The sequence below is a fragment of the Rodentibacter haemolyticus genome (assembly GCF_015356115.1).
In the GTDB taxonomy this organism is placed as follows: domain Bacteria; phylum Pseudomonadota; class Gammaproteobacteria; order Enterobacterales; family Pasteurellaceae; genus Rodentibacter; species Rodentibacter haemolyticus.
Window position 1 is genome coordinate 1943917 of sequence record NZ_CP063056.1, and the last position, 21629, is coordinate 1965545.

The 21629-nt window shown below is 41.6% G+C and carries 22 protein-coding genes; 17 read left to right on the top strand and 5 right to left on the bottom strand.

The window, feature by feature from the left end:
* The 3 genes from IHV77_RS09190 to IHV77_RS09200 all read right to left on the bottom strand — a co-directional run bounded on the left by IHV77_RS09190 (window position 1) and on the right by IHV77_RS09200 (window position 2170).
* Window positions 1-831 carry an SIR2 family NAD-dependent protein deacylase gene (locus tag IHV77_RS09190; protein ID WP_194811668.1) on the bottom strand — a complete coding sequence of 277 codons (831 nt, stop codon included), beginning with the start codon at window positions 829-831 and terminating at the stop codon, window positions 1-3.
* Between the two features lie 8 nt (window positions 832-839).
* Window positions 840-1229, bottom strand: a complete 390-nt coding sequence (locus tag IHV77_RS09195; RefSeq protein ID WP_194811669.1) for a hypothetical protein — start codon at window positions 1227-1229, stop codon at window positions 840-842.
* 95 nt (window positions 1230-1324) lie between these two features.
* Window positions 1325-2170 carry an SDR family oxidoreductase gene (locus tag IHV77_RS09200; RefSeq protein ID WP_194811670.1) on the bottom strand — a complete coding sequence of 282 codons (846 nt, stop codon included), beginning with the start codon at window positions 2168-2170 and terminating at the stop codon, window positions 1325-1327.
* Between the two features lie 165 nt (window positions 2171-2335).
* On the opposite strand from IHV77_RS09200, the gene IHV77_RS09205 reads away from it, so the two are divergent.
* The 10 genes from IHV77_RS09205 to murB all read left to right on the top strand — a co-directional run bounded on the left by IHV77_RS09205 (window position 2336) and on the right by murB (window position 12338).
* Entirely contained in the window at window positions 2336-2698 is a 363-nt protein-coding gene (locus IHV77_RS09205) for a winged helix-turn-helix transcriptional regulator (protein WP_194811671.1), read from the top strand.
* Window positions 2699-3114: 416 nt separating this feature from the next.
* Window positions 3115-3465: a LysR substrate-binding domain-containing protein gene (locus IHV77_RS09210; protein WP_194811672.1), complete on the top strand. Its 351-nt coding sequence runs from the start codon at window positions 3115-3117 to the stop codon at window positions 3463-3465.
* 314 nt (window positions 3466-3779) lie between these two features.
* Window positions 3780-4601: an NAD(+) diphosphatase gene (gene nudC, locus IHV77_RS09215; protein ID WP_194811673.1), complete on the top strand. Its 822-nt coding sequence runs from the start codon at window positions 3780-3782 to the stop codon at window positions 4599-4601.
* A complete protein-coding gene (gene hemE, locus IHV77_RS09220; RefSeq protein WP_194811674.1) occupies window positions 4602-5666 on the top strand; it encodes a uroporphyrinogen decarboxylase in 1065 nt (354 codons plus the stop codon). It begins immediately after the preceding gene.
* A 9-nt stretch (window positions 5667-5675) separates the two neighbouring features.
* Window positions 5676-6266: a YjaG family protein gene (locus IHV77_RS09225; protein ID WP_194811675.1), complete on the top strand. Its 591-nt coding sequence runs from the start codon at window positions 5676-5678 to the stop codon at window positions 6264-6266.
* Between the two features lie 146 nt (window positions 6267-6412).
* Complete coding sequence (locus tag IHV77_RS09230; protein WP_194811676.1) at window positions 6413-6685, top strand: HU family DNA-binding protein; 273 nt, start codon at window positions 6413-6415, stop codon at window positions 6683-6685.
* Window positions 6686-6815: 130 nt separating this feature from the next.
* Window positions 6816-7589: a DeoR/GlpR family DNA-binding transcription regulator gene (locus tag IHV77_RS09235; RefSeq protein ID WP_194811677.1), complete on the top strand. Its 774-nt coding sequence runs from the start codon at window positions 6816-6818 to the stop codon at window positions 7587-7589.
* 53 nt (window positions 7590-7642) lie between these two features.
* On the top strand, window positions 7643-9475 hold the full coding sequence (gene glmS / locus IHV77_RS09240; RefSeq protein ID WP_194811678.1) for a glutamine--fructose-6-phosphate transaminase (isomerizing): 1833 nt from the start codon (window positions 7643-7645) through the stop codon (window positions 9473-9475).
* Between the two features lie 123 nt (window positions 9476-9598).
* Window positions 9599-11302 (top strand): nitrate/nitrite two-component system sensor histidine kinase NarQ, encoded by a 1704-nt coding sequence (gene narQ / locus IHV77_RS09245; RefSeq protein ID WP_194811679.1) that lies wholly within the window; start codon window positions 9599-9601, stop codon window positions 11300-11302.
* Window positions 11303-11312: 10 nt separating this feature from the next.
* Window positions 11313-12338, top strand: coding sequence for a UDP-N-acetylmuramate dehydrogenase (murB, locus tag IHV77_RS09250; RefSeq protein ID WP_194811680.1), 1026 nt, complete (start codon window positions 11313-11315; stop codon window positions 12336-12338).
* A gap of 73 nt (window positions 12339-12411) precedes the next feature.
* Here the strand turns inward: murB and aspA are convergent, their stop codons facing one another.
* On the bottom strand, window positions 12412-13830 hold the full coding sequence (gene aspA, locus IHV77_RS09255) for an aspartate ammonia-lyase (RefSeq protein WP_194811681.1): 1419 nt from the start codon (window positions 13828-13830) through the stop codon (window positions 12412-12414).
* Between the two features lie 219 nt (window positions 13831-14049).
* Between aspA and IHV77_RS09260 the strand changes: the two genes are divergently transcribed.
* The 4 genes from IHV77_RS09260 (at window position 14050) to rpoH (ending at window position 17479) form a co-directional block, all read left to right on the top strand.
* On the top strand, window positions 14050-14340 hold the full coding sequence (locus IHV77_RS09260; RefSeq protein WP_194811682.1) for a co-chaperone GroES: 291 nt from the start codon (window positions 14050-14052) through the stop codon (window positions 14338-14340).
* A 69-nt stretch (window positions 14341-14409) separates the two neighbouring features.
* Window positions 14410-16053, top strand: coding sequence for a chaperonin GroEL (gene groL / locus IHV77_RS09265; RefSeq protein WP_194811683.1), 1644 nt, complete (start codon window positions 14410-14412; stop codon window positions 16051-16053).
* 140 nt (window positions 16054-16193) lie between these two features.
* Window positions 16194-16508 (top strand): DUF2322 family protein, encoded by a 315-nt coding sequence (locus IHV77_RS09270; protein WP_194811684.1) that lies wholly within the window; start codon window positions 16194-16196, stop codon window positions 16506-16508.
* A 125-nt stretch (window positions 16509-16633) separates the two neighbouring features.
* Window positions 16634-17479, top strand: a complete 846-nt coding sequence (gene rpoH / locus IHV77_RS09275) for an RNA polymerase sigma factor RpoH (RefSeq protein WP_194811685.1) — start codon at window positions 16634-16636, stop codon at window positions 17477-17479.
* A gap of 226 nt (window positions 17480-17705) precedes the next feature.
* Here rpoH and IHV77_RS09280 read toward each other — a convergent pair whose 3' ends face one another.
* Window positions 17706-18017 (bottom strand): DUF5339 domain-containing protein, encoded by a 312-nt coding sequence (locus IHV77_RS09280; protein ID WP_194811686.1) that lies wholly within the window; start codon window positions 18015-18017, stop codon window positions 17706-17708.
* A 435-nt stretch (window positions 18018-18452) separates the two neighbouring features.
* Between IHV77_RS09280 and IHV77_RS09285 the strand changes: the two genes are divergently transcribed.
* From IHV77_RS09285 to ybgE, 3 genes are all read left to right on the top strand, one after another.
* Entirely contained in the window at window positions 18453-20018 is a 1566-nt protein-coding gene (locus IHV77_RS09285; RefSeq protein WP_194811687.1) for a cytochrome ubiquinol oxidase subunit I, read from the top strand.
* Between the two features lie 14 nt (window positions 20019-20032).
* A complete protein-coding gene (gene cydB / locus IHV77_RS09290; RefSeq protein WP_194811688.1) occupies window positions 20033-21169 on the top strand; it encodes a cytochrome d ubiquinol oxidase subunit II in 1137 nt (378 codons plus the stop codon).
* Between the two features lie 110 nt (window positions 21170-21279).
* Window positions 21280-21564, top strand: a complete 285-nt coding sequence (gene ybgE, locus IHV77_RS09295; RefSeq protein WP_194811689.1) for a cyd operon protein YbgE — start codon at window positions 21280-21282, stop codon at window positions 21562-21564.
* Window positions 21565-21629: the final 65 nt, after the last annotated feature.

Genomic DNA, 21629 nt, shown 5'->3' on the forward strand with positions numbered 1-21629 from the left:
TTACTCCAAAAGTGCGGTTAAAATTTCATTCGGATCGTCCGTTAAAGCTAGGGTTTGGGCGGCTGTTTCCACAAAGCCGTTCGGTTCGTCCCGATTAAGACGAATTAAGGTTGCCTGCGGATTACGAAAGGTCATCAGCTCGAACGGATAACGGATAATGGTCGGCGTGTTATAGCCCACGCCCAGTTCCAGAAACACGATTTTGCCCTGCATTGCCGATTGTAAAAATTCGCTATAACGGCGTTGGGCGGCGTGCCAGTCGGCATTCTCGACAAAATAGCGATCAATGCGTAAATGCATTGCCATTTTGCCGTGGCAAACGGGGCATTTTGGCACAAGGGCGGTCGGGATTTGGCAATCCTGCGCGTGTGCCAGCCACTGCTTAACCAAGGCGTTATTGGGGTAAAGTTCATCGTGGCAGGCGGTCGCACATTGCAGCAAGCTGTAATCGCCTTGCACCCGAAAAATTTTCGTTGGATCAAAACCGGCTTGATAGAACTGCCCATCTGCGTTGGTGGTGATCACAAAATAATTTTTGTCTTGCACCAACGCCAATAATTGCCGATAAAGTGCGGTCGCTTTTGGCTCAAAACGGTTTACCCAAATATGCTTCGCCCAATACGCCCATTTTTCTTCCTCAGACGGAAACCGGTAGAAGCCTGCCGAATACATATCCGTCATTCCGTAGCGGGCAATAAAGGGTTGGAAATTGTCCGTAAACCGCTTGCCGCTGTAAGTCAATCCGGCAGCGGCGGAAAAGCCGGCTCCCGCCCCGATAACCAGATAGTCCGCCTGTTGCAATCTCTGTTTGACTTGTTCAAGTAATGTCATTTTTCCCCCTAAATTTCCCGATATACAATCGGCACAATGCGTGCTTCAAATTCGGCAATCGACATTGGCTGAAGGCTTTTAATCAGCCGCACTTTGTCGATTTGCCGCACCAATTTCATTGTGCAATCTTCAAAACGTAGCACCACACTATAAAAATCGAAAAAATCATAGTTCACTTCTTGCACAGCGGCATAGTGTTCCAACTGTGGTGCAATATTGAAATAGCCGTGAATTGCCGCCTGATAATCCTTAAACGCCACTTCTTCAATATAAAACTGCCGCTCATTCACACAAACGGTTTTGGCCTGGCGGAATGTGCCTAAGGTTATTATTCGCTGGGGGCGGTTGATTAACCAATAAAACAGACCACCGAGCATCAAACATAAAAGCAATAACATTTTGCCCACCAATATTGCAAAAAATCCGAAAAAATTGACCGCTCTTTTAAGCAAAAGCCCTGCGGGAACAGGGCTTGGAAACAAGGTTTGAGCGGTTATAATGCCGCTTTAATCACGGTTGCCAAATCGGTAGTCGGGCGACCGATTAAACGGGAAAGGGTGCGATCTTCGGCGTACAATGCCCCATTTTTCGCATCCGTATCCCAGCCGGCAATAATGGCGGCGAAGTCTGCCGGTACGCCGGCTTTTGCCAATGCCGCAGCATAGTCGGCTTCCGGAATATCCACATAAGGAATAGTTTTGTCGCTTTGTTTGCTCAATTCGGCGGCAAGTTCGGTCAGCGTGTAAGCTGTATCGCCGACAAGTTCGTAGGTTTGGTTGTCGTGTCCTTCGCCAAGTAACACTTCTACTGCCGCTTGAGCATAATCGGCACGGGCAGCAGACGAAATTTTACCCTCGCCGGCACTACCGTAAAATGCCCCATTTGCCAATGCCACAGGGATTGAACCGGTGTAATTTTCGGTGTACCAGCCGTTGCGTAAAATGGTATAAACCAAGCCTGAATTTTTCAGATCCGCTTCGGTTGCTGGATGTTCTTTCGCTACGCTTAACGGCGAGCTGTCGGCACGCAACAAACTGGTATAGACAATCTGTTTCACGCCGGCTTTTTTCGCTGCGTCAATCACATTTTTATGATCCGCTACCCGATTGCCCAAATCATTGGAAGAAATCAGCAGCAGTTTATCCACGCCTTGCAAGGCACTATCAAGGCTGGTGGTGTCTTTATAATCGCCACGGCGAACCGTTACGCCAAGATCCGCTGCCTTTTCGGGACTACGCACCAAGGCAATAATATTCTCCGCAGGCACACGGGCTTTTAATTGTTCAATTACTAAACGTCCTAACTGACCGGTTGCACCGGTAACTGCAAATGTTGTCATTTGGTTTTCCTCTTGATAAGTTGAGATAAATCGTAAAAATGGCTTGCTTAGCCAACGTGGAAAAGTATAATGATTACACTTACTTTTTGGAAGTACCTGCAACTTTGTAAGGTTGAAAATAATTTTAATTTTAAAAATAACACATTGATTTAAAAGGAAATAAAAATGACCGATTTTTTTGATAAGACAAAACTCAAGGGCAACGTGCTTGCTTCCCAATGCCCGTCCCGACAGGTTTTGCAAACGGTAACAAGCCGTTGGGGTGTGTTGGTGCTGGTTGCCCTGCAAGGCGGCACAAAACGCTTTAGCGAATTAAAACGCAGCATTGACGGCGTAAGCGAACGAATGCTCGCCCAAACCCTGCAAAATTTGGAACAGCACCACATTATTGATCGCAAAGATTTCCAAACCGTCCCACCCCACGTGGAATACAGCCTCACCCCCGCCGGCGTGCAAATCGCCATTCGGGTGCGGGAATTGGTCAGTTGGTTGGAAGAGAATTGGAGCATGTTGGCGAAAGGGAAGTGAACAAGCGGTCGGTTTTGCACATTTTTTCGGTATTATGTAGCAAATACATAAAGGAAATTTTGTAGGGACACGATGCTTCGTGTCCTTACCTTCATTGAAGGTGCTACTTTGTACAATTGATACATAATGCTGCATTTTTTGCAAACCCGACCGCTTGTAGATAGGGAAACATTAGAAATTCGCTTCAATATGCTTCAGCCAATCCGCTAAATCCTGTTTGATTTGCGGATTTTTCAGCACGTCAAAGCAGGCGAAACTTGGTAGAGGTTCAAATCAGAAAAAGCGGTAAACGCAGATCGTCAATGCCTTTGCTGGCAAAAAGATATTCGTTCGGATCATTGAAGGCTTCCCGTGGGGCGTTTAAGGTGGTGGAAAGCAGGTATTTTTTGCCTTTGTGAACGCCGCCTGTGCCGTAGTTGGCTTTTGGAGCTTTCGAGCTGCAACAGCATCACTGCTTGCGATTACGCCTGCCTACCCACCACGGTTTGCTCGATTGGCAATTTATCTCGCCCGACGGCAAAACCTTCTCGCCCTTATTGTCGGAATCTTTTATCAGCAACAGCGATCATTTATTGTTGCACGCCTGCCGCCAAGACGACGGCATAATGTGGATAGAACGCAGTTTCGTCCAAGCGGAAATCGACAACGGCAACTTAGAAAGTGTTTTAGACGACTGGGCAATCACCTATCCGCTTTATTATCTCTATTACCCGAATCGTAATCCCTCGCCGTTGTTGAAAGCGTTAGTGGAGGGGGTGAGAGTCTGAAACGGCTCAACAAGCGGTCAATTTTAGAGAAAAACCCAGCATTATGTATCAGTTGCACAAAATAGCATTTTTGAGTAATTGTAGGGACGCCACGCTGGCGGCTGGCTTGAAAAAATATCAATAAGATAACAATTGCGAACTCCGGCGTGGCGTCCCTACCGAACTGATGAGATTTATGCTTTGTGCATTTGCTACATAATTCAGCATTTTTCTTTATATCATTCAAACTTTTTTAAAGTCATTAGGGCAATCGGTCTATAATAGCCCTTTGTATAATTTAGCGTGTCAAGTGCGGTCATTCTTGGAGAAGATTTATGAATATGATTAAAGCCTCGGATAGCGGTTATTGGTTATTTACCAACGCTTCTAACCTCTATCTCGTAAATGGGGAATTACCTTTTGGGACGGCTCAATCCTTAGGCGTTGAGGATTTAAAAGGCATGGTGATTGGAGAATGGGAAGGGCAAAAACTATGGCTTGTGGAAGAAAAGGAAAATGATCACCGGGATTATGTCGGGCTGCGTGAGCAGCTTTCATTAGCGGAGGAAAAATTTTATTTATTAAATCGTGGTGTAGAAATCAATCATTTTTTTAAAACACATAAATTTTGTGGAAAGTGCGGTCATAAAACCAAGCAAACGGAAGACGAACTTGCCGTGCAGTGCACGAATTGCGGTTATCGCACCTATCCCGTTATTTGCCCTTCGATTATTGTTGCGGTGCGCCGTGGAACGGATATTTTACTTGCCAACCACAAACGCCATTATCACCCGAAAGGTGGAATGTATACCACCCTTGCCGGTTTTGTGGAAGCAGGTGAAACTTTTGAACAAACCGTTCGCCGAGAGGTATTGGAAGAGACAGGGATTCAGGTTAAAAATATTCGTTATTTCGGTAGTCAGCCTTGGGCCTTTCCTAATTCACAAATGGTAGGTTTTTTGGCAGATTACGAAAGCGGTGAAATCAGTTTACAAGAAGCGGAAATTTACGATGCGCAGTGGTTTTCTTACAAACAACCCTTGCCAGAATTACCCCCAACAGGTACTATCGCACGCAAATTAATTCATGCTACGCTTGAACTCTGCAAGGCAGAAAATAAGAAACAACAAGCGGAAGATAACCAAAAGGAAGCCTAAATGTCAGTGTTGAAAAATGATCGTTATTTAAAAGCCCTATTACGCCAACCTGTTGATTGCACACCGGTGTGGATGATGCGTCAAGCAGGGCGTTATTTGCCGGAATATAAAGCAACCCGTGCGCAAGCCGGTGATTTTATGTCACTTTGTCGTAATGCGGAACTGGCTTGTGAAGTTACCTTACAACCTTTGCGCCGCTATGAGTTGGATGCGGCAATTTTATTTTCTGATATTTTAACGATTCCTGATGCCATGGGATTAGGCTTGAGTTTTGGTGTCGGCGAAGGGCCGAAATTTGCCCGCCCGATTGAAAATAAAAGTGCGGTGGAAAATTTGCCTATTCCGGATCCGGAACAAGAATTGCAATACGTGATGAATGCCGTGCGTACGATTCGTCAAGAATTAAAAGGTGAAGTACCGCTTATCGGTTTTTCCGGTAGCCCGTGGACACTGGCAACTTATATGGTGGAAGGCGGTTCAAGTAAAACCTTCGGCAAAATCAAAAAAATGATGTATGCGGAGCCACAAACGCTTCATCTGTTACTTGATAAATTGGCGGATGCCGTTACCCTTTATCTCAATGCGCAAATTAAAGCCGGTGCGCAATCGGTAATGATTTTTGATACTTGGGGCGGCGTGTTGGGACATCGTGAATATTTGGATTTTTCCCTTCAATATATGCATAAAATCGTAGAGGGATTGATTCGTGAAAATGAAGGTCGCCCGGTGCCGATCACCTTATTTACCAAAGGTGGCGGTTTGTGGTTGGAAGCCATTGCCAATACGGGCTGTGATGCCATTGGTTTGGATTGGACGGTGAACCTTGCGGATGCGAAAGCTCGGGTGGGCAATAAAGTCGCCCTGCAAGGCAATATGGATCCGAGTGTACTTTATGCACCGGCAGAGCGTATTCAACAAGAAGTGCGGTTAATTTTAGCCGACTTTGGGGAAGGAAGCGGCCACGTGTTTAACCTTGGGCATGGTATTCATCAAGATGTGCCGGAAAGCGCGCCGAAAATCTTTGTTGATGCGATTCACGACTATTCCAAAGCTTATCATAAATAAGGAAAGGCGATGAGAAACCCCATTCATAAGCGTTTAGAAAATCTTGAAAGCTGGCAACATCTTACTTTTATGGCGGCATTATGCGAACGTATGATGCCTAATTTCAAGTTGTTCTGCCAAATCACCAATCAAGAAGCGGCGGCAAAAATTTATCAAAATGTTCTTAATCTTGTCTGGGAATATTTAACGATAAAAGAAGCGAAAATTAATTTTGAAAATCAGTTGGAAAAATTAGAAAACATCATTCCGAATGTGAATGAACACGATACTTTCGGCATAATTCCTGCACTTGATGCCTGCAAGGCGTTAGTCGAAACGGTGCATGCCATTATTGCAGGCGAAACCTTAGAAAGAGCGGTCGAAATCAGTCGAATTTCTTTAGGTACGGTGACAGCCTTATTAGAAACGGAAAACGGTCGTGATTTTACTGAAACCGAATTAAAAGAAAATGAGGATATTCAGACGGAATTAGACGTGCAATGGCAAATTTATCGTTTGTTAAAGGAATGTGAAAAACGTGATATTGAGCTGATTCTTGATCTAAAAAACGAAATTAGGGCTGAGGGGATATCCAATATTGGTGTAAAAATTGACCAATAAAGTGAGATTTATCACAAAATTTGAAAATCGTGCTTTTATTTCATTAAAAGTTGGATTATCCTCACCCCCAGCTGTTGCCTAGGAAAAATGCTTTGGCAGCGAGCTTGATCAAAGAAATGGATTAAATTAACAAAAAGGTACAAGTTATGAACAAGACAGATTTAATTGATGCAATTGCAACGGCTGCAGAGCTAAATAAAAAACAAGCTAAAGCAGCGTTAGAAGCAACTTTAGAGGCGATCACAGCAAGCCTTAAAAAAGGTGAGCCGGTACAATTAATCGGTTTCGGTACATTCAAAGTAAACCAACGTGCGGCGCGTACAGGTCGTAACCCACAAACCGGTGCGGAGATTAAAATTGCGGCGTCTAAAGTACCTGCGTTCGTATCAGGTAAAGCATTAAAAGATGCAATCAAATAATTTATTAATTGATGATGAACCCTGCTAAGTGGCAGGGTTTTTTGTTGTCTAAAATTTCCTTTACAAAATAACCGCACTTTTATAAACTTTCGAACCGAAATTTAGATCGTAAGTTATCTAGGGTAACCCAATGAAACGAAATAACCACCCTCGTAATACGCAACAGCGTCGTCATACGATTATGCAACTCCTTCAACAACAAGGGGAGGTGAGTGTAGAACAACTTGTTCATTTATTTGAAACCTCAGAAGTTACTATTCGTAAAGATCTCACCGCCTTAGAAACAAACGGTTTTTTGCTACGTAAATACGGCGGTGCTATTTTGATGCCGAAAGAAATTATTGATGAAAGCGAAAATGATGAACTTTCGGAACGAAAGCAAGTCATAGCTCGGGTGGCGGCAGAGCGTATTCGTGATCACAATCGAATTATTGTGGATAGTGGCAGCACTACCGCAGCACTGATTAAGCAACTTAATCGTAAACAGGGATTAGTTGTGATGACAAATTCTCTTTCGGTGGCAACGGAGCTTCGTGCCTTAGAAAATGAACCTACGCTATTAATGACAGGAGGGACTTGGGATACCCGTTCCGAATCTTTTCAAGGCAAAGTCGCGGAGCAAGTGTTGAGATCTTATGATTTTGACCAGCTTTTTATTGGTGCGGATGGCATTGATTTAGCCCGTGGCACAACCACTTTCAATGAATTGGTCGGTTTAAGCCAAGTGATGGCGGAAGTATCGCGGGAAGTCATCGTCATGGTTGAATCCCAGAAAATCGGTAGAAAAATGCCGAATTTAGAATTAACTTGGCAGCAGATTGATGTATTGATAACAGATAAGGGGCTGTCGGAACAAGATAAACAAGCCATTTTGGCGCAAGGTGTCGAAGTGCTTTGTGTATAAAGTGCGGTCAAAACGACAATCATTTTTTATTTATAAATTAACGAGGAAAACTTATGTGTGGTATTGTTGGCGCAGTCGCGCAGCGTGATGTCGCAGAAATTTTAATTAGCGGATTACATCGTTTAGAGTATCGTGGTTACGATTCTGCAGGTGTGGCTGTGGTAAATCAACAAAATGAATTACAGCGTGTGCGTTGTTTAGGTAAAGTTAAGGCGTTGGACGAAGCCGTGGATGAAAAACCGTTAATCGGCGGAACCGGTATCGCACACACCCGTTGGGCAACCCATGGTGAACCTTCCGAAGCCAATGCGCACCCTCATATTTCCGGTAATTTTGCCGTGGTACATAACGGGATTATCGAAAATCACGAAGAATTACGTGATTTATTAAAATCCCGTGGTTATATATTCCTTTCACAAACAGACACTGAAGTCATTGCCCATCTTGTGGAGTGGGAAATGCGTGGCACGGATTCTTTGTTAGAGGCAGTTCAAAAAGTCGTAAAACAACTTACCGGTGCATACGGTATGGTGGTGATGGATCGCAATCGGCCGGAACACCTTGTGGCGGCGCGTTCAGGCAGCCCGCTGGTGATTGGTTTAGGTATCGGTGAAAATTTCTTAGCCTCGGATCAACTTGCATTGCTAAGTGTTACCCGTCGTTTCATTTTCTTAGAAGAGGGGGATATTGCGGAGATTACCCGTCGTACGGTAGATATTTACGACACAAATGGCAATAAAGTAGAACGTGAAACCCACGAATCAAATCTTGAAAATGATGCGGCTGAAAAGGGCAAATTCCGCCACTTTATGCAAAAAGAAATTTATGAACAGCCGACTGCACTGATCAATACGATGGAAGGACGTATTAATCATAACAACGTAATTGTAGAGGCAATCGGCAATGGCGCGAAAGAAATTTTAGAGAAAGTACGGCACGTCCAAATTGTCGCTTGCGGTACATCATATAATTCGGGAATGGCGGCACGTTATTGGTTTGAAGCCCTTGCCGGAGTGAGTTGTGATGTGGAAATCGCTTCTGAATTTCGTTATCGTAAATTTGTTACCCGACCAAATAGCTTATTACTTACGCTTTCTCAATCCGGTGAAACGGCTGATACATTAGCCGCTCTTCGTTTGGCGAAAGAAAAAGGCTATATGGCGGCAATGACAATTTGTAACGTGGCGGGTTCGTCCCTTGTTCGTGAATCTGATCTCGCATTTATGACGCGAGCAGGTGTTGAAATTGGTGTGGCATCAACAAAAGCCTTCACCACGCAGTTAGCCGCAATGCTTATGTTGGTTACGGCAATCGGTAAACTCAACGGCAATATTTCGGATGAAAAAGAAAAAGAGATAGTTAAAGCATTGCATTCTCTTCCGGCAGATGTTGAAAAAGGACTGGCTTTTGATAAAGAAATTGAAGCGCTTGCGGAAGATTTTGCTGAAAAACATCACGCCTTATTCTTAGGACGGGGTGAATATTATCCGATCGCGATGGAAGCCTCTTTAAAATTAAAAGAAATTTCTTACATTCACGCAGAAGCTTATGCGGCAGGTGAGTTAAAACACGGCCCGTTGGCATTAATTGATGCGGATATGCCGGTTATCGTCGTTGCTCCAACCAATGATCTGTTAGAAAAAGTTAAATCCAATATTGAAGAAGTGCGTGCCCGTGGCGGTCAATTATATGTATTTGCCGATAACGATGCCGGTTTCTGCGAAACGGAAGGGATGAAAATCATCACGATGCCGAAAGTGAATGAAATCATCGCACCGATTTTCTATACCGTGCCAATGCAACTGTTGGCTTATCACGTTGCCTTAATTAAAGGCACTGATGTTGATCAACCACGCAACCTCGCAAAAGCGGTAACCGTAGAATAAAGTGCGGTTGATTTTCGCTTAGTTTTGAATCCGTCTTGTGGAAATAAGGCGGATTTCTTATTTAAAATCGACCGCACTTTCGTGCTAAACTAATCACCGTTCTTTTCTTATTGAGGCAAGGTTGTGCAAACAACACATTCGGTTTCTATCAAGATTGCAAAATATCTTTTTTTTATCATTGTTGCAGCAGGAATTATCAGCTCGCTAAGTTTGGCTATTATGGCAAGTAATAAATCCGATGCGGAAGCCATTAATATTTCCGGTTCTCTGCGTATGCAGAGTTATCGCTTGTTGCATTTAATGAATAAATATCCTGAAACGGTTGAGAAGAATTTGCAGTTTTATGAAAAAAGCCTTCATTCCTCGAGTTTGGTGGATATTCAATATCAATTTTTTACACCGGATGTTGTTAAGCAATCCTATCAAGTTCTACTCGAACGCTGGTCAGTAATGGCCGGTTTCGTGCAACAAAATGACATTGAGCGATATAGCCAAAATATAGCCGATTATGTTAATGATGTAGATCATTTTGTTTTTGAATTACAACGTTTTAGCGAACAAAAGTGGATTTTTGCGTTATCCGTGCTCAGCTTTTCTATGCTGCTCATTGTGGGGATGGTGTCCTATGTAATTTGGTTTACTCAACGCGAAGTAGTAAAACCATTGAAGTTACTTACGCGTGCCAGTATGCAGGTACAAATGCGTCAATTTAATCATATTCCCCTTGATACAAAAAATGACAACGAACTTGGCACCTTAGCACGTGTGTTCACACAAATGGCAACAGAGTTGGGTAAACTTTATTCTCGTCTTGAAGATTCTGTGAATGAACAAACGCAAAAGTTGCGTCAAAGCAACCGCTCTTTAACGACCCTTTATCAAAGTTCTCAATTACTAACGGTAAATGAGATTAATGATAAAATTCTTAGCCAGTTGCTGAACCACATTCGGGTCAGTGAACATTTACGTTATATCGAACTCAGCATTTTTGGTGCGGAACATTGGAATGTGAATTTTGGCGAAAAGCAACTTCACCAAAGTTTGCAGATAGAAGAACTGAGAGTTGAAAATGAGGCTTTAGGTGTGCTTTCGTGGCAAGCCGGTTTACCTTGTCCTGATCCGCGAATGATGCAAAATTTGGCGCAAATGTTAGCCCGCGCGCTGTATTTCTATAAAAATCAGCGGCAACAAGAACAGCTTTTATTAATGGAAGAGCGCTCGATTATTGCACGGGAATTGCATGATTCTTTGGCACAAGTGTTGTCATTTTTACAAATTCAGCTTACTTTACTGAAACATAATTTGAAGAAAGAAGAGGAATCTGCTAAACAAAAAAGCCTTGATATTATCGCTGATTTTGAACAAGCGCTTTCCGGTGGATATGCTCAATTACGGGAGCTTTTAGCCACTTTCCGTTTAACCGTGCAAGAAGCGAATTTACAACAGGCATTGGAGCAAGTGATTGATTCCTTACGTTCGCAAACGACAATGGAAATGCGGGTGAATTGTCGCTTGCCCTCACAAAGTTTAAATCCGCCTCAACTTGTGCATGTACTGCAAATTGTGCGTGAGGCGACATTGAATGCGATTAAACATTCGAAGGGAAGTCGTATTGAAATTAATGCCAAAACGAATGCTGAAGGCGAGTATGAAATTTCAATTCAAGATGATGGTATCGGCATTCCAAGTTTAGATGAGCCGGAAGGGCATTATGGCTTAAATATTATGGCCGAACGTAGTCATCGGTTAAACGCCGAGTTGACCATTACCCCCCGCAAACAAGGCGGTACACAGGTAAAAATCACCCTGCCACACATTTTATTTTAGGATAATTTAGATGCAAAGTTTACAACCTTTTCATACATTTCATATTTCTGTTTATGCGCGAGAGATTATTGAAGCGCATAATATCGAACAAATTCAACAAGCATGGCAGCGTGCCAAATCAGAAAATTTGCCCGTCCTTTTTTTAGGGCAAGGTAGCAATATGTTGTTTTTAGAAAATTTTGAAGGCGTGGTGATTCTCAATCGCTTATTCGGTATCACACATCAGCAAGACGCGCACTTTCACTATCTTCATATCAAGGGGGGAGAGAATTGGCATAATTTGGTGGAATGGTCTTTAGCGCAAGGTATTTATGGACTGGAAAATCTTGCTTTAATCCCCGGCTGTGCGGGATCCGCACCGATTCAAAATATCGGCGCATACGGTGTGGAATTTAAGGATGTGTGTGATTATGTGGAAGTGTTGGATTTAACCGATTCTACATTATTCCGATTAAGCGCAGAAGAATGTGAATTCGGTTATCGAGAAAGTATTTTTAAACATCGCTATCAGCAGGGATATGTGATTACCGCCGTAGGACTGAAGTTGAAGAAAAATTGGCAGCCGGTGTTGAAATACGGTTCGCTTGTTAATTTTGATCCGCAAAGTGTAACGGCAAAGCAAGTGTTTGATGAAGTTTGTCAAATTCGTCAAAGTAAATTGCCTCATCCCGATGAATTTGGTAACGCGGGTAGCTTTTTTAAAAATCCGGTAGTGACTGCCGAGCAATTTATGGCACTTAAAAAACAGACTGAAAATCTACCGCACTTTCCACAACCTGACGGCTCGGTAAAACTTGCTGCCGGTTGGCTGATTGACCAATGCCATCTTAAAGGCTTTCAAATCGGCGGTGCTGCAGTGCATGAAAATCAAGCGCTTGTACTCATCAACAAATCCAATGCGATGGGAAATGATGTGGTAAAACTTGCCGGTCATATTCGTAAAACCGTTGCTGAAAAATTTGGTGTCTATTTGCAACCGGAGGTTAGATTTATAGGAAAAGACGGCGAGGTAGATAGCGAAAGCGTCATTTCTTGAAGATAATAAGAAAAGTGCGGTCAAAATTTATGAAGAATTTCAACCGCACTTAATGGACGTTAATTTAAGTGAATTATTTATTCAATTTTGCTTTGTAAGTCGGATTCATTAGGTTTTCCACAGAAAGAATATCGTCTAACTGTTCTGCTGTGAGCAAGCCTTTTTCTAACACGACTTCACGCACGCCTTTACCGGTTTCTGCACAAATTTTACCGACTAGGTCGCCGTTGTGGTGGCCGATGAAAGGATTTAAATACGTAACGATTCCGATTGAATTGAAAACGTAATTTTCACAGATTTCTTTGTTTACAGTGATACCGTCCACGCATTTATCACGTAAGTTTACGCAGGCATTGGCTAAAATTTCGATAGATTCGAACATCGCTTGTCCAATCACCGGTTCCATGACGTTTAATTGTAATTGACCTGCTTCAGAAGCGAAAGTGATGGTGGTATCGTTACCTATTATTTTAAAGCACACTTGGTTTACTACTTCCGGCACAACCGGGTTAACTTTTGCCGGCATAATGGAAGAACCGGCTTGTAATTCAGGAAGATTAATTTCTTTCAAACCTGCACGAGGGCCGGAGGAAAGTAAACGTAAGTCATTACATACCTTAGAAAGTTTTACCGCGGTGCGTTTTAATGCGCCGTGAACCATTACATAAGCGCCGCAGTCGGAAGTCGCTTCAATTAGGTTTTCCGCCGGTACGCAAGGTAAACCCGTTACCTCTGCAAGATGTTTCACCACTAATTGTGTATAACCTTGCGGGGTATTTAACCCTGTACCGATTGCTGTTGCGCCCAAATTTACTTCAAGTAATAATTCGGCAGTTCGTTTTAAGTTGCGTTCTTCTTCCTCAAGTAGTACGGCGAAGGCTTTAAATTCTTGGCCTACAGTCATCGGTACGGCGTCTTGCAATTGGGTTCGTCCCATTTTTAAGATTTTGGCAAATTCTGTCGCTTTGGCATCGAAACCTGCACGTAAGTATCGGATTTTATCAATCAATTTTAAAATACTGTTATAAACAGCAATGCGGAAACCGGTCGGGTAGGCATCGTTTGTTGATTGACTGGCGTTGACATGATCCATCGGATTAATCACATCATATTCACCTTTCTTATGACCGATTTTTTCAAGTGCAAGGTTTGCTACGACTTCGTTTGTATTCATATTTACGGAAGTGCCGGCACCACCTTGATAGACATCTGAAGGGAATTGATCCAAACATTTGCCGGTTGTTAGGATTTCATCACAAGCGGAAACGATAGCTTTGGCAATGTCTGCCGGAATTGCGCCTAATTCACCATTCGCAAGTGCGGTTGCTTTTTTCACCATCACCATACCACGTACAAATTCCGGAACATCGGAAATCGTTACGTTAGAAATGTTGAAATTTTCAACCGCTCTTAATGTGTGGATACCCCAGTAAGCCTCAGCAGGGACATCACGTTCGCCAAGTAAATCCACTTCTTTTCTAAATTGAGTCATTTTGGTCACCTATTTGGGTTAGTTAATTTGTCGACATTATAGAAATTTTAAAAATAAAAAAAATGATAGAGATCACATTTTTAAAATTGCTATCAAGACATATTTTCATTTTTCGGATTAGTTTTTTTAGGGCAAAATTTTTTTAATTTTTTCTCTTGAAAGTGAAATTTTTTGCCCTATATAAGGGTGGCATTTTTAATTTTTAGAAGGAAACTAACAATGAATATTCGTCCTTTACACGATCGTGTGATTATTAAACGTGAAGAAGTGGAAACGCTTTCAGCAGGCGGTATCGTATTAACAGGTTCTGCCGCAACCAAATCAACCCGTGCGAAAGTATTGGCAGTGGGTAAGGGTCGCATTTTAGAAAACGGTACGGTTCAACCTCTTGATGTGAAAGTGGGTGATGTGGTGATTTTTAATGATGGCTATGGCGTGAAAAGCGAAAAAATCGATGGCGAAGAAGTGTTAATCATTTCTGAAAACGATATTTTGGCAATTGTGGAATAATGATACCGACGCCTTTTCCCTCTAAAAATAGGGAAAAGAATAAATTAAGAAATATTGAGGAAAAATAAAATGGCAGCAAAAGACGTAAAATTTGGTAATGATGCACGCGTAAAAATGTTAAACGGCGTGAATGTGTTAGCGGATGCAGTAAAAGTAACGCTTGGTCCGAAAGGGCGTAATGTGATTTTAGATAAATCATTCGGCGCACCGACTATCACAAAAGACGGCGTGTCTGTTGCACGAGAAATCGAGTTGGAAGATAAATTTGAAAATATGGGCGCACAAATGGTGAAAGAGGTTGCCTCTAAAGCCAATGATGCGGCAGGTGATGGTACGACAACGGCAACTGTGCTTGCTCAAGCTATCGTGAGCGAAGGTTTGAAAGCGGTTGCGGCAGGTATGAATCCGATGGATTTAAAACGCGGTATTGATAAAGCGGTAAGTGCGGTCGTTTCCGAGCTTAAAAATTTATCTAAACCTTGTGAAACCTCAAAAGAAATTGAGCAAGTGGGAACAATTTCTGCTAACTCTGACAGCGTTGTCGGTCAATTAATTGCTCAGGCGATGGAAAAAGTGGGCAAAGAAGGCGTGATTACCGTAGAAGACGGTACCGGTTTGGAAGATGAGTTAGCGGTTGTAGAGGGTATGCAGTTCGATCGCGGTTATCTTTCCCCATACTTTATCAATAAACCTGAAGCGGCAACCGTTGAGTTAGATAATCCGTACATTTTATTGGTGGACAAAAAGATTTCTAACATTCGTGAGTTACTTCCTGTGTTGGAAGGGGTAGCAAAAGCAGGTAAACCGTTATTAATTATTGCAGAAGATGTGGAAGGTGAAGCCCTTGCAACCTTAGTGGTAAACACTATGCGCGGTATCGTGAAAGTCGCGGCAGTGAAGGCGCCGGGCTTTGGTGATCGCCGTAAAGCGATGTTGCAGGATATTGCTATCTTAACGGCCGGTACGGTGATTTCCGAAGAAATCGGTATGGAGCTTGAAAAAGCAACGCTTGAAGATTTAGGCCAAGCGAAACGTGTGGTGATTACTAAGGATAATACCACTATTATTGATGGTATCGGTGATCAAGCGCAAATCAATGGTCGCGTAGCACAAATTCGTCAACAAATCGAAGAATCGACTTCTGACTACGATAAAGAAAAACTTCAAGAACGTGTGGCGAAATTAGCCGGCGGTGTTGCTGTCATCAAAGTGGGTGCGGCGACCGAAGTTGAAATGAAAGAGAAGAAAGATCGTGTGGATGACGCATTACACGCAACACGTGCGGCGGTGGAAGAAGGTATCGTTGCAGGTGGTGGTGTGGCGCTAGTGCGCGCAGCAGCGAAAGTTGCAGATCATGTTCAAGGTGATAATGAAGAACAAAATGTGGGTATTAAACTTGCGTTACGTGCAATGGAAGCGCCTTTACGTCAAATTGTTACCAATGCGGGTGAAGAAGCTTCTGTGGTTGCAAGTGCCGTAAAAGCAGGGGAAGGTAACTTCGGTTATAATGCAAGCACCGAACAATACGGTGATATGCTAGAGATGGGGATTTTAGATCCGACAAAAGTGACCCGTTCTGCATTACAATTTGCCGCATCGGTTGCAGGCTTAATGATTACCACCGAATGTATGGTAACAGAGCTTCCGAAAGATGAAAAAGCAGACCTTGGCGCCGGAATGGGCGGCATGGGTGGTATGGGCGGAATGATGTAATTTAGCCTATCGCGATATAGATATAAAAGTGCGGTCGTTTTTTCAAATGAAAAAGCGATCGCTTTTTTATTTCTAACGGGTTACACCGAAACCTATGCTATAATTGCCGGAACAAAAACCATTCTATATAAGGAAAGCAGATGAATTTCAAAGAAATTTTAGAAACCTTACCAGTCATTGATCATTTAAACGGCTTAAATGTAAGGCAGGGCAATGAGGTCATTCATCATATTCCTGCTGTTGCGGGTAAACTCGGCTCATTGCGCCTTTATTATGCCCTTTCTGAAAAATTTAATGGAAAATTAGACCGCACTTCGGCACAGCAGGGGCTTGAGTGGTTTGCGGAATATGTGGCGGAAGCAAAAGTAAATCCGGGTAAGCATCCGAATATTGATCTACTTTTCAATGTCATTAATAATAATTTGGTATTCAATATTGAGGCTTTAAAGAAATAATTAATAAAATCGAACTTTTAATCGGTAAAACTTGTCTTATTAAACAAATTGATTCAATAAGACGGCTTATTGTGTTATAACTGAGCTAAATTGATTGGTTATCACCAAAATAAAGAAGGAAAAGAATGGATAAAGAAGCACAAATGATGTTGATTCCTCAGGGTAGTATCGAAGGTTATATCCGTGCGGCAAATGAGTATCCGATGCTGACCGCAGAGGAAGAAAAGGAATTGGCAGAGCGTTTATACTATCGCGGAGATATTGAGGCGGCGAAAAAATTAGTCTTGTCTCATCTTCGTTTTGTGATTCACGTAGCTCGTGGCTATTCCGGTTATGGTTTGCCGCAAGCAGATTTAATCCAAGAGGGTAATATCGGCTTAATGAAAGCCGTAAAACGTTTTAATCCTGAAGTAGGCGTGCGTTTAGTTTCATTTGCAGTACATTGGATTAAAGCGGAAATTCATGAGTATGTACTTCGTAACTGGCGTATTGTGAAAGTCGCAACGACTAAAGCACAGCGAAAATTATTCTTTAATCTACGTAAAACTAAACAACGTCTTGGTTGGTTTAATGAAAACGAAGTAGATATGGTGGCGAACGAGTTAGGGGTTTCTAAAGAAGATGTGCTTGAAATGGAATCCCGTATGACAGGTGCCGATGTTGCCTTTGATTTACCAACAGATAATAGTGAAACGGAAAGCTATTCCCCATCTCTTTATTTGGAAGATAAGGGTTCTAACTTTGCCGCTGAACTTGAAGATGAAAATTTTGAAAGTCAGGCTACCGAGCAATTAGGTATCGCATTACAAAGTTTAGATGTGCGCAGTCAAGATATTATCAAAGCCCGTTGGTTGGATGATAATAAGGCGACGTTGCACGAGTTGGCAGCAAAATATAATGTTTCTGCAGAACGAATTCGCCAGCTTGAAACGAATGCACTTAAAAAACTGAAAAGTGCGGTGAGTTTTTAGCGAATTTAAAAAAGAAAACCTGTCGATTGACAGGTTTTCAAACTTTTGAATAAACCTCTAGATATTGAGCTAGAGGTTTGATCTAATAGGTCTATCAAAAAAGGAAAGTTGCTGCTCAAAAGTTCTCTTTCCCCCAATCTGAATTCAGTCTTGACCAACTTGTTTCCAAAGCTCCCCTTATTCATAACCTCAATAAAGCTTTCGAATTTGATCTCTAAAAAGCTAATTAGTGAGTTTCCTCTATATAATTTTTCATATTGTTTAATTTTGCTAAACCGATGTTACAGCTTTTTAGCTGGGTTGCGAGTTCCATTTCAAGGATCTGCTTTTTACTTTGGTTAAGTTTGTTTTTGATTTTACTCACCTGTATGTGAGTTCCCGGTTGTTTTTCCGCTTGGGCTATTAAGGTTTCCGTTTCTTTAAATAGTTGCGCACACTGTTCCGGTAATATCTCTTTATTTTTTTGCGGTGCTGCAATAACGACGGAGAATGACATCGTAGAAAAAAGTGCGGTCAAAATAAGCGAAATTTTTTTCATTGTGGAATCCTTTAGTGATTATTCTCCAAATAAAATTGGGGCGAAGATAACAAAATATGCGGTAAATGTCTAGGTATTATTTCTTGTATTTTGGCGAGTATTTGATTTTAATAGTAAAATCAATGAAATTGATCTGCGTCAATTTGTGGGGATATAACTCGCGGGAGTTATTTATTAGTTTATATCAAAAATGTGATCCAGATAACGTTTTTTGTATTTTTTATCCTTATGATTAGTAGTAAAATAGCAACGTTCTTGAGTTACCAGTTTCATAATTCATCATTTTGTTATCACTTCAAAAGGATTTGTTATGTGTGGTGATTCAGTATTTACTTAATTTGTTCAAATGATCCGATTAAGTATTTGGGGGTGGTTATTTAAGGGAGACCTTTATTAATCATAGTGAATGACTTGTAATTTTTACAAGAGGTTGAGATGTTAGACGTTGTTGAACTTTCTCGCTTGCAGTTTGCCTTAACTGCGTTATATCACTTCATTTTTGTACCTCTAACGTTAGGTTTATCCTTTGTTTTAGTAATAATGGAAACAACCTATGTTGTGACAGGTAAAGAAGTTTATAAAGATATGACAAAATTCTGGGGTAAGTTATTTGGTATTAACTTTGCCCTTGGTGTAACGACCGGTATTATTATGGAATTCCAATTCGGTACTAACTGGTCTTATTATTCTCATTATGTAGGTGATATTTTCGGTGCGCCATTAGCCATTGAAGCGTTACTCGCATTCTTCTTAGAATCTACTTTTGTAGGTTTGTTCTTCTTTGGTTGGGATCGTTTAACCAAAGGTAAGCATTTACTCGCAACTTACTGTGTAGCATTCGGTTCAAATCTTTCTGCGATGTGGATTTTAGTCGCAAACGGTTGGATGCAAAATCCTGTTGCGTCAGAATTCAATTTTGAAACCGTACGTATGGAAATGACCAGCTTTATGGATTTATGGTTAAATCCGGTTGCACAAAGTAAATTCTTGCATACGCTTTCTGCAGGTTATGTAACAGGTGCATTCTTTGTATTGGCAATTAGTTCGTTTTATTTATTAAAAGGTCGCGATCTAGGTTTTGCGAAACGTTCTTTTTCGATTGCAGCAACTTGGGGGTTCATTGCATCTGTTGCGGTGTTAATTCTTGGTGATGAATCCGGTTATGACATCGGTAAAGCGCAGCCTGTGAAATTGGCGGCAATGGAAGCAGAATTTGAAACTCATCCTGCTCCGGCGGCGTTCAATGTTATTGCATTACCGAATTCAGCCGAAATGCGTAATGAGTTTGCTGTTCAAATTCCTGCAATTGGTGGTATTGTGGCAACCCGTTCTTTTGATAAAGAAATTGTCGGTTTAAAAGATCTTCAGACATTAAATGAAACTCGAGTTCGTAACGGTATCGTCGCTTATGAGCTTTTCACTCAATTAAAAGCTGAGAAAAAAGCATTAGGTCAAGTAAACCCTGAAACAAAAGCAAAATTTGAAGAAGTGAAACAAGACTTAGGCTTTGGTTTATTATTAAAACCTTATACCGATAAAGTCGTTGATGCGACAGAAGAACAAATCAAGCAGGCTGCGCGTGATACTATTCCAAACGTAGGTCCTAACTTCTGGGCATTCCGCGCAATGGTTGCGGCAGGTGGTTTAATCGTATTATTGGCGTTTGGTGCTTTTGTTCAGAACTTGCGTGATAAAGTAACCCAAAGTCCATTATTGTTAAAAGCACTAATATGGGGTTTACCGTTACCTTGGATTGCTATTGAATGCGGTTGGTTCTTAGCTGAATACGGTCGTCAACCATGGGCGATTTATGAAGTATTACCGGTAGGGGTGTCCGCCTCAAATTTAGGTGTAGGTGATCTTTGGTTCTCTATTGGTTTAATTTGTGTGCTTTATTTAGCATTTATTATTGCTGAAATGTATTTGATGTTTAAGTATGCGCGTTTAGGTCCAAGTTCATTGAAAACCGGCAAATACTATTTTGAACAATCATCTAAATAAGCAGGGGACGAATTATGATTGATTATGAATTTCTACGTTTTATTTGGTGGGTGTTAGTCATTGTATTGCTGATCGGTTTCTCTGTAACTGACGGATTTGATATGGGGGTGACCGCACTTTTACCCGTCGCCGGTAAAAAAGAGGTAGAACGCCGTATTATGATTAACTCAATTGCACCTCACTGGGATGGTAACCAAGTTTGGTTATTAACTGCCGGTGGTGCGGTGTTTGCCGCATGGCCGATTGTTTATGCGGTATCTTTCTCCGGTTTTTATATTGCTTTAGTATTGGTTTTAGCGGCTTTATTCTTCCGTCCTATCGGCTTTGAATATCGTGCTAAAATTGATAATCCGACTTGGCGTGCCGTATGGGATTGGGGATTATTTGCCGGTGGTTTTGTGCCTGCATTAGTGTTCGGAGTTGCCTTTGGTAACTTGTTGCAAGGTGTTCCGTTCGAATTTAATGAGATTGCACAAATCACTTACACCGGTTCGTTCTTCGCATTATTAAATCCATTTGCATTATTATGTGGTGTGATTAGCTTAGCAATGCTTGTTACGCATGGTGCGAACTGGCTGCAAATGAAAACCACTGCCGAATTAAGAGATCGCGCACGCGCAATTACTCAAGTCGGTGCATTTGTTACCTTGATCGCATTCGTGTTGGCAGGTATATGGTTATATTTCAAAGAAGGTTATATCGTAACTAGTACGATTGATCATTTTGCCCCTTCTTCTCCGATGGGGAAAGAGGTTTCGGCTGAGATCGGTGCATGGTTCAGAAACTTTAGTGAAATGCCGATTTTATGGGTTTTCCCTGCATTAGCAGTGTTTGGTGCATTATTAAATGTGGCGGCATCAAAAGCAAATCGTTGTGGTTTTGCTTTCTTCTTCTCATCGTTAACCATGGCTGGTGTAATTATTACGGCAGCAGTTTCTATGTTCCCATTTGTAATGCCTTCAAGCTCACACCCGGAACAGAGTCTGTTAATGTGGGATGCGACATCAAGCGAATTAACCTTAACCTTAATGCTAGGGTTATCACTTGTATTCGTAACGATTTCTCTTGCTTACACCATTTGGTCATACATTAAAATGTTTGGTCGTTTGGATGAAAACTTTGTGGAAGAAAATAAAAACTCATTATACTAAAGGAGATATGGTATGTTATACGCAATTTGGGTAGTGGGTGTTTTAGCCGCAATTTTTGCCAGCGTAAAAGTTACAACAAACAAAGACAATTTAGGGAAATTTGACGAGTAATGATTCAATCTCTCTATCAATATGTAAATAAGGGTTCATTAAGAACCCTTTCATTTATTTTGGCAGTTGTATTAACCTTTGCTTTTTTCTTTAATATCAATCAGTTTTCTACTCAATTAAGAACGGCAAATCCATTTCTCATACTCTTCATTTTATGGGGTTTGGTTATTTTATGGATTCATGGAATCGGCTTTAAAATCAACCGCACTTTTTGGCAGTTGGTATTTTTCCCTTATTTGGGTTATTTAGCATTTTTATTTGCGATTATTGAGCATTATTTATAATTAATTAAATCTCGGTTGATTTGAAAGTACTTGCGTAGAGTAAGAACTGACTCTAGAATACGCAA

Coding starts and splice junctions, on each gene's coding strand:
- IHV77_RS09190 (WP_194811668.1), bottom strand. CDS start 831: ATGACATTACTTGAACAAGTCAAACAGAGATTGCAACAGGCGGACTAT.
- IHV77_RS09195 (WP_194811669.1), bottom strand. CDS start 1,229: ATGTTATTGCTTTTATGTTTGATGCTCGGTGGTCTGTTTTATTGGTTA.
- IHV77_RS09200 (WP_194811670.1), bottom strand. CDS start 2,170: ATGACAACATTTGCAGTTACCGGTGCAACCGGTCAGTTAGGACGTTTA.
- IHV77_RS09205 (WP_194811671.1), top strand. CDS start 2,336: ATGACCGATTTTTTTGATAAGACAAAACTCAAGGGCAACGTGCTTGCT.
- nudC (WP_194811673.1), top strand. CDS start 3,780: ATGAATATGATTAAAGCCTCGGATAGCGGTTATTGGTTATTTACCAAC.
- hemE (WP_194811674.1), top strand. CDS start 4,602: ATGTCAGTGTTGAAAAATGATCGTTATTTAAAAGCCCTATTACGCCAA.
- IHV77_RS09225 (WP_194811675.1), top strand. CDS start 5,676: ATGAGAAACCCCATTCATAAGCGTTTAGAAAATCTTGAAAGCTGGCAA.
- IHV77_RS09230 (WP_194811676.1), top strand. CDS start 6,413: ATGAACAAGACAGATTTAATTGATGCAATTGCAACGGCTGCAGAGCTA.
- IHV77_RS09235 (WP_194811677.1), top strand. CDS start 6,816: ATGAAACGAAATAACCACCCTCGTAATACGCAACAGCGTCGTCATACG.
- glmS (WP_194811678.1), top strand. CDS start 7,643: ATGTGTGGTATTGTTGGCGCAGTCGCGCAGCGTGATGTCGCAGAAATT.
- murB (WP_194811680.1), top strand. CDS start 11,313: ATGCAAAGTTTACAACCTTTTCATACATTTCATATTTCTGTTTATGCG.
- aspA (WP_194811681.1), bottom strand. CDS start 13,830: ATGACTCAATTTAGAAAAGAAGTGGATTTACTTGGCGAACGTGATGTC.
- IHV77_RS09260 (WP_194811682.1), top strand. CDS start 14,050: ATGAATATTCGTCCTTTACACGATCGTGTGATTATTAAACGTGAAGAA.
- groL (WP_194811683.1), top strand. CDS start 14,410: ATGGCAGCAAAAGACGTAAAATTTGGTAATGATGCACGCGTAAAAATG.
- IHV77_RS09270 (WP_194811684.1), top strand. CDS start 16,194: ATGAATTTCAAAGAAATTTTAGAAACCTTACCAGTCATTGATCATTTA.
- rpoH (WP_194811685.1), top strand. CDS start 16,634: ATGGATAAAGAAGCACAAATGATGTTGATTCCTCAGGGTAGTATCGAA.
- IHV77_RS09280 (WP_194811686.1), bottom strand. CDS start 18,017: ATGAAAAAAATTTCGCTTATTTTGACCGCACTTTTTTCTACGATGTCA.
- IHV77_RS09285 (WP_194811687.1), top strand. CDS start 18,453: ATGTTAGACGTTGTTGAACTTTCTCGCTTGCAGTTTGCCTTAACTGCG.
- cydB (WP_194811688.1), top strand. CDS start 20,033: ATGATTGATTATGAATTTCTACGTTTTATTTGGTGGGTGTTAGTCATT.
- ybgE (WP_194811689.1), top strand. CDS start 21,280: ATGATTCAATCTCTCTATCAATATGTAAATAAGGGTTCATTAAGAACC.